Raw genomic sequence first — 7,465 nt, 5'->3', positions numbered from 1 at the left:
CCGCCACGCGTTGGCAATCCCTCTTGAGCCGTTTGTTAGGCCAACCGATTGACAACAACACTTTTAAAACCAAAGAACAAGGTTTTTTTACCAACTTAAAACCAACTAAACGATTCATTTATAAACCAAAACGCTAAATCAGCAAAGAAACCAAAAAACTAAAATTGAGCGGTTTGGAAGAAAAGTGACGAGCGTAGCATGCTCGGCGGACGTTTGGATGCTGAAGGTTATTTTGCCGCTAAACTCACAACGAAAAGCAACTCAACGCGATCAAGAAACAGCAAATATGTGATGATTATTTATTGCTTAAATTAAGCCACAAAACATGAAATTTACTGCTCAATTTCAACTCGATTTAGCTGATAAAAACTCACCTTGCCTAACGCCCGCTTAAGGGGCAGACAACGCTACTACCAACTTTCCGCATAACACCGTAACCACAAGAACCAACGCATAGTAAAAATGCCACGCGTTGGCTGTCCCTCTTGAAGCGTTTGTTATGTTTTTACTGATACACGACCTTAAAGTGTTCTAAAACCAATAACATATCCTCACTTGGCTCTATACCTAAAGTTTCACATTCACGTGAGAAAAATTTCCAATGAGCCTTACGCCACCATTCTAGCGATTTGTCGCCCTCACCCTCACTTGCCGCAAACTCTTCCGTCACTTCGTTGAATCGACAACTTGAGACAGATGTTATCTCAATTATACAAATTGGTTCACCATCCCAGTTTGTGACCACTTGAAGGTGGCCAACTATAGGTAATACTTCACTTTCGTGGCTATACCAGTATTCCATGCTGCATGATGCACGCTTCTCGCCACGTAGAATTAAATCAGCACATAGATTTGCGTTATATTCATCTGCGCAAAAGTAATCCGAACTAAATGATGTATATTTTTCAGACACTTCACTAGGTAAAGTTCGAAGGTACTGCTGTAAAAATAACTGACTCTTTTCTTCCATGATTCTCTGAACCTGATTAAAAACATAACGCCCGGCTAAGGGGTTGGCAACGCACCGCCGAACTTAAAAAATACACTGTAAACACTGAACTTCAATTTTGCACTAAAGTCGCCATGCGTTGGCAATCCCTCTTGAGCCGTTTGTTAGGCCAACCGATTGACACCGACACTTTCAAAACTAAAGAACAGGGCTTTTTTGCAAACTTGAAACCAACTAACCGATTCATTTATAAACCAAAATGCTAAATCAGCAAAGAAACAAAAAACTCAAATTGAGCGGTTTGGAAGAAAAGTGACGAGCGTAGCATGCTCGGCGGACGTTTGGATGCTGAAGGTTATTATGCCGCTGAATTCACAACGAAAAATAACTCAACGCGATCAAGAAACAACAAATAGGTGATGACGATTTATTGCTTAAGTTAAGCCACAAAGCATGGAATTTACCGTTCAATTTCAACTCGATTTAGCTGATAAAAACTCACTTTGCCTAACGCCCTGTTAAGGTGTGAGCAACGCAATACCGATGCCGCCGCATAACACCTTAATCACCTAAACCAACGCAAAGTAAAAATGCCACGCGTTGCGAATCACTCTTAAACAGTTTGTTATGCCCAAATTAGAGTATGATATGGGAACTTATTTATCATTTCGTTATCAGGTTGACCTACTCTAAAAAATGGTTGAACACTAGTCACATGATAGCCAACAGCTGAGTTTGCTTTGTATGGAAATACGACCTTCATCGTATTTTTATTTTTTTCCAAACGCATGCAATATTTTTCGTATTCATCAGGAAAAAAGTCTTCATTATATTTTTGAAAAATATTTAGTAACCCTACCCCTGCAGACCACCCGATGTAGTCGTTATTCTTTAGCTTTTTTCCTTTAAACAGAGCACTGTTTAATTTATCAATGAGATAAAATATCAAGCCCAACGTATAACTTATAAAATAGTTGTATGAGAAAGCAGTGGACGAGTCTTTGTATTTTTGATGGATATCTACATCTGCCCCGTTTAGATTATTATCACCAATTACATTGGAGAAATAAAAGCCGAAGGTTTTAATGCCTCGGTTGTTGACTAGACTAACAAAATCTACTCTCAGGGAGTCATGCTTCACTTTGTTTGATATCATGCGAATTAGTTTATGGTACCCATCAACTGCTCCTTTAAATTCGGAGTATGGCTCATTACAGTTACTTTGACACCATTTTATCGCATCTTGATTTTCCGATGTGATTGTATCATTTAATGACTTCATTATTAGGAACGAAGCATCATACAATTCATCTACAGTTTGTACATAAGTAAACAGCTTTTTTGCCATTGACTCATCTATATCAAACTGCGTATCTCGTTCCACATTACTCTGAACTTCTAGGTCCAGATCTTTTAATGCTGAAAGCAACCGATTAATTTTTAGATCAAATGTCTCCGCAGGATGTCTCATCTGATGTTTTAGATCTTCTCTTGAAACCTGATTCAAATGGGTGTGCAAAGCGATGCCACCATTATTCATAACTTTAATCATTCTTATTTATCTCCACTTGGGCATAACGCCTTGTTAAGGGGTGAGTAACGCAATACCAAAGCCGCCGCATACCACCTTAATCACCAAAACCAACGCATAGTAAAAATGCCACGCGTTGCGAATCCCTCTTGAACAATTTGTTAGGTGCGTGTCCAAATTAAAAAGGGATTTCTCCAAGAAAGCTGCTATCACCCAACTCAACAACGTCCTCACCATTTATCTTTCTAATCAGAAGGTTGAAAAAAGATTCTATTTCGTACGACGCGAGTTTTAAAAACACACCCAACGATTCGCTATCAAATTTTGTTTTGCTTTTGAATACCTTGATCTTTTTCGAAGCGTTAATCTTCAGCGAATGTTTTAAGTCATTATTGACTCGCCTTAAATCGTCAATGAATTGATAGCCATTTATCTCTTCGAGAGCGACCCCATTGCTTGCAAAACAGCTATTCAACGCTCTTAAATTTGATAACTGGCTGGTTTTTTGAGAATAGTAGGTAGAAATTATCTGCTTCAATCGAATCTCGATTTCTTTATATAGAAACATTACTTTCATTTCGATGAGCGCTAATGCATGCAACTCTTTAGCTTCGTTGAAGAAATCAAATTGAGCATTTGCAGCCATTTCTTCTAATCTTAGCTCTTGTTCAACACCATAGTCATAATTGTGGTAATCGTAATCCTCTCCCATTTCTTCCATAGATGTCTGGGCAGATGAAATGTAATCAGACAGTTCCTTTTCGGAACGTCTTTTATACTCCAGATTGTCGAGATATTGCTTATCATGGTATTCATCTAGTACACCAAATAGTGAGTATACACCTGCAAATGAGCCAATATCTTCATCGAGTTTGTTCATTTGAATCTCCATTCCTCAGACAACGAGAGCACCTAACGCCCGGTTAAGGGGCAGCCAACGCCATTGCCAAGCTTCCGCATTACACCGTAACCACAAAAACCGATGCATGATAAAAATGCCGCGCGTTGGCTGTCCCTCTTGAACCGTTTGTTATGTTTAAGCTTCAATGACTTACGTTTTACCAAAACCAAGATTAACTCAGCTTTGATGCACAAACAAAAGCCTAAAACCAAAAAACTGAAATGACTCATAATTTTGAAAATCAGACTTTGAACTTTGGCAGCTTAAACGAAAAAACCTAAGATCAAATTTCCGATTGAGCCAACCGCTATAACCTCGCGCTTGCCCATAAATTGATTGAGGCAATTCGCTGAATTTCCAGCGCCAAAGAATAATGGTCCGGAAAACAGCGCCCACTGAAGCCAATTTGCCGACGAGCACGAAACTCACAAGCCAAGGGAACAAAGAACAATCATAACCCACTGATTTTTTTGGCGATTAAGCATAACGCCCGCTTAAGGGGCAGACAACGCTACTACTAAGCTTCCGCATAACACCGTAATCACAAAAACCAACGCATAGTAAAAATGCCAGGCGTTGGCTGTCCCTCTTAAAGCGTTTGTTATGCCTATTGGTTTAACTGTTTGATAAACTTAATTTTACTAGTAGCAGTGCAACCATTATCTTCGTAACCTGATATTTGATAACCACTAGAAATAAGCAACTGCAACATCGCTTGATACTGGTTCATCGATTTTACACTAATGGCACTATAACCGTGATTAAGGGCCCATAATTCTTGTTGCTCTCGTAGCTTGGTGGCAACACCTTGTTTTCTATAATTTGGATCAACTCCGCCAAGCCAGCTATAAAACTCAGTATTAGAAATCTCATAACCAATTTTGTATGCCATTGGCTTTTCATTGTGGCTTGCGATTAGAATTAAGTGCGTTTTACCCGTTAATTTAGCCATTAATTTACTTGCTGTTGTTCTACCATCAAATTCAGGTATTTGAGCATCAACCTCTAAAACTTCATCTATCGTTCCCAAGCGGAAATCAAACTTCATACATATTTACCTTTCGAGAGGCATAACGCCCAATTAAGGTGTGAGCAACGCCACCACAAAACCCAACCATACCACCGAAAACACAAAACCCAACGATGGAATGAAAAATGCCAAGCGTTGGGAATCACTCTTAAATTGTTTGTTATAAGAAAATTAACTACTTAGGTACAAGTAAACATAGTTTGCTGCTACTCCAGTCGCTACGGCAAACCCAAAAGAAACTAGCTTTTTGATAAATTGTGTTTTAGATGAAGTATTACACTTATCTTTAAAGTTCTTATCTTCATTTGTTACTGTGATGTATGACGGTTTATCTCGGTCAAAAATGTATAAAGTAAACATCCCTAGCGCTAACCCACCAATAAATGAAAGCCCTTTGTACCAACCGCTGGTAGTCGACATATTATTAGATGGATTTACAATTTCTAGCACTAACGATAATTTATCAGCAACCGATAAATCTGTAAGGTTAATACCATCTTTTACATAATCAGCAAATAGCACAGCTAGTTGTCGCTCAAGAATTAGATTTTCAATGTAATCTGGAACAACTAGCCCTGCAGTAAAAAATGCTAATGCAACCAAAACTACTGTACGACTAAGAAATTTTTCTAATTTGGTTTCCTTCTTGAAAATGGATTCAATTTCCTTGTCGAGTAGGTTTTGAATATCGTCACCCCACGTTCTTTGAGTATGTGATATAGAATATGCTGCTATGCCATTCTCGTTAGTTGTTTGACGCAAAACCTTAGTACCGCCTAAATGAACAACTTCAGTCCTATCCGTGAGCAATGTTAGACTAATTTCTTGCTTCTCCGGAGTAGGTTTATTCGGAAATTCAACTAAGTATGTCCACGTTAATTTGACGCCTTTGGTCGTAACTATTTTTGCTTCATTAAAAGCTAGAAAAGCATCTATCGAAGAGAGTTTTCTTTCTGGAGCATCTCGATAGTTAAAAAGAGCTGAAAAATCAACCAATGTAGCTCTTGATTGCTGTTTGATTCGCTGATCTAACAAGTGATGAACATGTACTAACCACTCAAAACTTGCTTCATATGAACCAATCTTTTTGTCACGTATTACTTCAGGTTGTCCAAGTAGATTTGTAATAAAGTCACCAAAGTCTTTCTTCTTAATTGGTACTTGTACGAATTGCTCATCATCACTCTGATCACCCATGACCAAGGTTACATCATTACTCATTTATTATTCTCCTATGCCAACTTTTTCTTATAACGTCGCAATAACGGGCGCTTACCAAACCGCCCAAAACTGCTTAATCCTTTGTATTCACGACACTTTAGAAAACTTCCGCATTGACAAAGCGTCCCTGTTTATAGCTTTGTTATACGCTACAAAAAGACGTTCGCGGCTTGCCGCCAACACCCTTTTGAACAAAGCATTTTGATTTAAATTCAAACGAAACAGCTTCGATAAACCACCAAGAAAAAGCCTTTTTGTTTGAACTCAACACTGAAACCTGAGAAACAAACACTTTAACCAAACTGCTTGATTGAACTTCGTTGCCAAACCAATTTAAACCTCCGGCTATGGAAAGCTGGTTTAGCTTGTCAAACCTCGGACTGAGTACATTCAATTGATAAAGCGATATAACGCCCGGTTAAGGGGTTGACAACGCACCACTTAACTCAAAAAACACGCTGTAAACACTGAATTTCAATTTTGAACTAAAGTCGACGAGCGTTGGCAATCCCTCTTTAACCGTTTGTTATGCTTATTTTTTGAGCTTCACAACTTCACCACTCAATGCAACTCCAGCCATTACGGCTCCAGCACCACATTGAAAAGTATCGTTGCTTGAAGTGAGGTTATTTTTGTAATTTGATTTGATATTAACTACTGCATTTCCACCCTCTTTTATCGCTCTGTCTTTAAGAGCAATCATGGCGGAAAGAAATACCCAATTGCACGCTTCTTCATCTGTTTTATTGAAAGCGTTCGTTTTTTTACTGGTTTTAAATTCACCTAATTCTTTGAGAACTTTGCCGTAACTCTGCTCGCCAAAGTAAAATGAAACTTCAGTGCCTAATTTAGATTTAGCCACTTCAGAGCTCATTGCCTTTGTAATCGAATAATTACCCACATCATCTCTAGCAAAAGTGTTAGATGAGAAGAAAGCCAGTGATGAAAGAGCTAGAATTGTTAATTTTTTCATTGTGATAAATTCCAAAATAGTTTGATTGTGACTAGAGCATAACGCCGCGTTAAGTGGTGAACAACGCGACCACCTAACCTAAACCATTGTGCCGTAGCCACCTAATCTGATACAAACCCAAAATGCTAAGCGTTGTGAATCCGTCTTAAACGCTTTGTTAGCCGAGTTTTATACGACATAGCTCATTAATGGGCTTGTCTACAAAATACTCCCAAACGTGCTTGAATGCTGCATGTTGTGTTGGAAAAGGCGATAACTCTAACGCTTCTTCTAAACTGCACCATTTAAAGTCTGTGTGTTCGTGATTAAGAACGACTTCTTGATTCGCTTGGCACTTAACTACAAAGACTGGGATGACTTCAATAACGTTCGAATAGGACTCGTAAAATTGTTCTAGGAATTGACCATTGTACAGTTCTGTCACTTCAATCTGGGTTTCTTCCTGAAACTCTCGGACGATGGTTTGCCAAGGCAACTCACCTTCTTCCATTGAGCCTGCAACATGACACCAAAAGCCACCTTTCACTCGCTTCATTAGAAGCATCTTTGTTTCACCATTAATTTCCGACAATGCCACACCGGAAACAATTGAATTATTTATTGGAATCATTTTTATACCTAGAAACTACGATAGTCGGCTAACGCCCGGCTAAGGGGTTGACAACGCACCGCCGAACTCAAAAAACACACTGTAAACACTGAACTTCAATTTTGAACTAAAGCCGCCACGCGTCGGCAATCCCTCTTGAGCCGTTTGTTATGCAAATTCAATAAGATAAACTGACTTTACTCGTTCAAAAGCCACAATTGCAATCGTTGAGTGATTCAAGAACCAACCCAAGTAGGAGCCGAGATAAATA

General features: G+C 38.8%; 7 protein-coding genes. All 7 read right to left on the bottom strand.

Annotated features, from left to right (window positions below):
• Positions 1-505: 505 nt before the first annotated feature.
• A complete protein-coding gene (locus AACT23_RS12115) occupies positions 506-970 on the bottom strand; it encodes an ASCH domain-containing protein (RefSeq protein WP_094127290.1) in 465 nt (154 codons plus the stop codon).
• 604 nt (positions 971-1,574) lie between these two features.
• Positions 1,575-2,501 carry a hypothetical protein gene (locus AACT23_RS12110; RefSeq protein WP_094127288.1) on the bottom strand — a complete coding sequence of 309 codons (927 nt, stop codon included), beginning with the start codon at positions 2,499-2,501 and terminating at the stop codon, positions 1,575-1,577.
• A gap of 157 nt (positions 2,502-2,658) precedes the next feature.
• Complete coding sequence (locus AACT23_RS12105) at positions 2,659-3,360, bottom strand: hypothetical protein (protein WP_004413715.1); 702 nt, start codon at positions 3,358-3,360, stop codon at positions 2,659-2,661.
• A gap of 628 nt (positions 3,361-3,988) precedes the next feature.
• Positions 3,989-4,429 carry a GNAT family N-acetyltransferase gene (locus AACT23_RS12100; RefSeq protein WP_025739799.1) on the bottom strand — a complete coding sequence of 147 codons (441 nt, stop codon included), beginning with the start codon at positions 4,427-4,429 and terminating at the stop codon, positions 3,989-3,991.
• A gap of 153 nt (positions 4,430-4,582) precedes the next feature.
• Positions 4,583-5,632: a hypothetical protein gene (locus AACT23_RS12095; RefSeq protein WP_094127282.1), complete on the bottom strand. Its 1,050-nt coding sequence runs from the start codon at positions 5,630-5,632 to the stop codon at positions 4,583-4,585.
• A 532-nt stretch (positions 5,633-6,164) separates the two neighbouring features.
• Positions 6,165-6,605: a hypothetical protein gene (locus AACT23_RS12090; RefSeq protein ID WP_029190018.1), complete on the bottom strand. Its 441-nt coding sequence runs from the start codon at positions 6,603-6,605 to the stop codon at positions 6,165-6,167.
• Between the two features lie 157 nt (positions 6,606-6,762).
• Positions 6,763-7,215, bottom strand: coding sequence for an NUDIX hydrolase (locus AACT23_RS12085; RefSeq protein WP_045459119.1), 453 nt, complete (start codon positions 7,213-7,215; stop codon positions 6,763-6,765).
• Positions 7,216-7,465 lie beyond the last annotated feature (250 nt).

This window comes from Vibrio sp. V09_P4A23P171, from assembly GCF_963875615.1.
In the GTDB taxonomy this organism is placed as follows: Bacteria; Pseudomonadota; Gammaproteobacteria; order Enterobacterales; family Vibrionaceae; genus Vibrio; species Vibrio anguillarum.
The sequence above is the reverse complement of the archived record's forward strand: the minus strand, read 5'-3'. Positions and strand labels throughout refer to the sequence as shown.

Excerpts from the sequence above, each read along its gene's own strand:
- AACT23_RS12115 (WP_094127290.1), bottom strand. The coding sequence starts at position 970 with ATGGAAGAAAAGAGTCAGTTATTTTTACAGCAGTACCTTCGAACTTTA.
- AACT23_RS12110 (WP_094127288.1), bottom strand. The coding sequence starts at position 2,501 with ATGATTAAAGTTATGAATAATGGTGGCATCGCTTTGCACACCCATTTG.
- AACT23_RS12105 (WP_004413715.1), bottom strand. The coding sequence starts at position 3,360 with ATGAACAAACTCGATGAAGATATTGGCTCATTTGCAGGTGTATACTCA.
- AACT23_RS12100 (WP_025739799.1), bottom strand. The coding sequence starts at position 4,429 with ATGAAGTTTGATTTCCGCTTGGGAACGATAGATGAAGTTTTAGAGGTT.
- AACT23_RS12095 (WP_094127282.1), bottom strand. The coding sequence starts at position 5,632 with ATGAGTAATGATGTAACCTTGGTCATGGGTGATCAGAGTGATGATGAG.
- AACT23_RS12090 (WP_029190018.1), bottom strand. The coding sequence starts at position 6,605 with ATGAAAAAATTAACAATTCTAGCTCTTTCATCACTGGCTTTCTTCTCA.
- AACT23_RS12085 (WP_045459119.1), bottom strand. The coding sequence starts at position 7,215 with ATGATTCCAATAAATAATTCAATTGTTTCCGGTGTGGCATTGTCGGAA.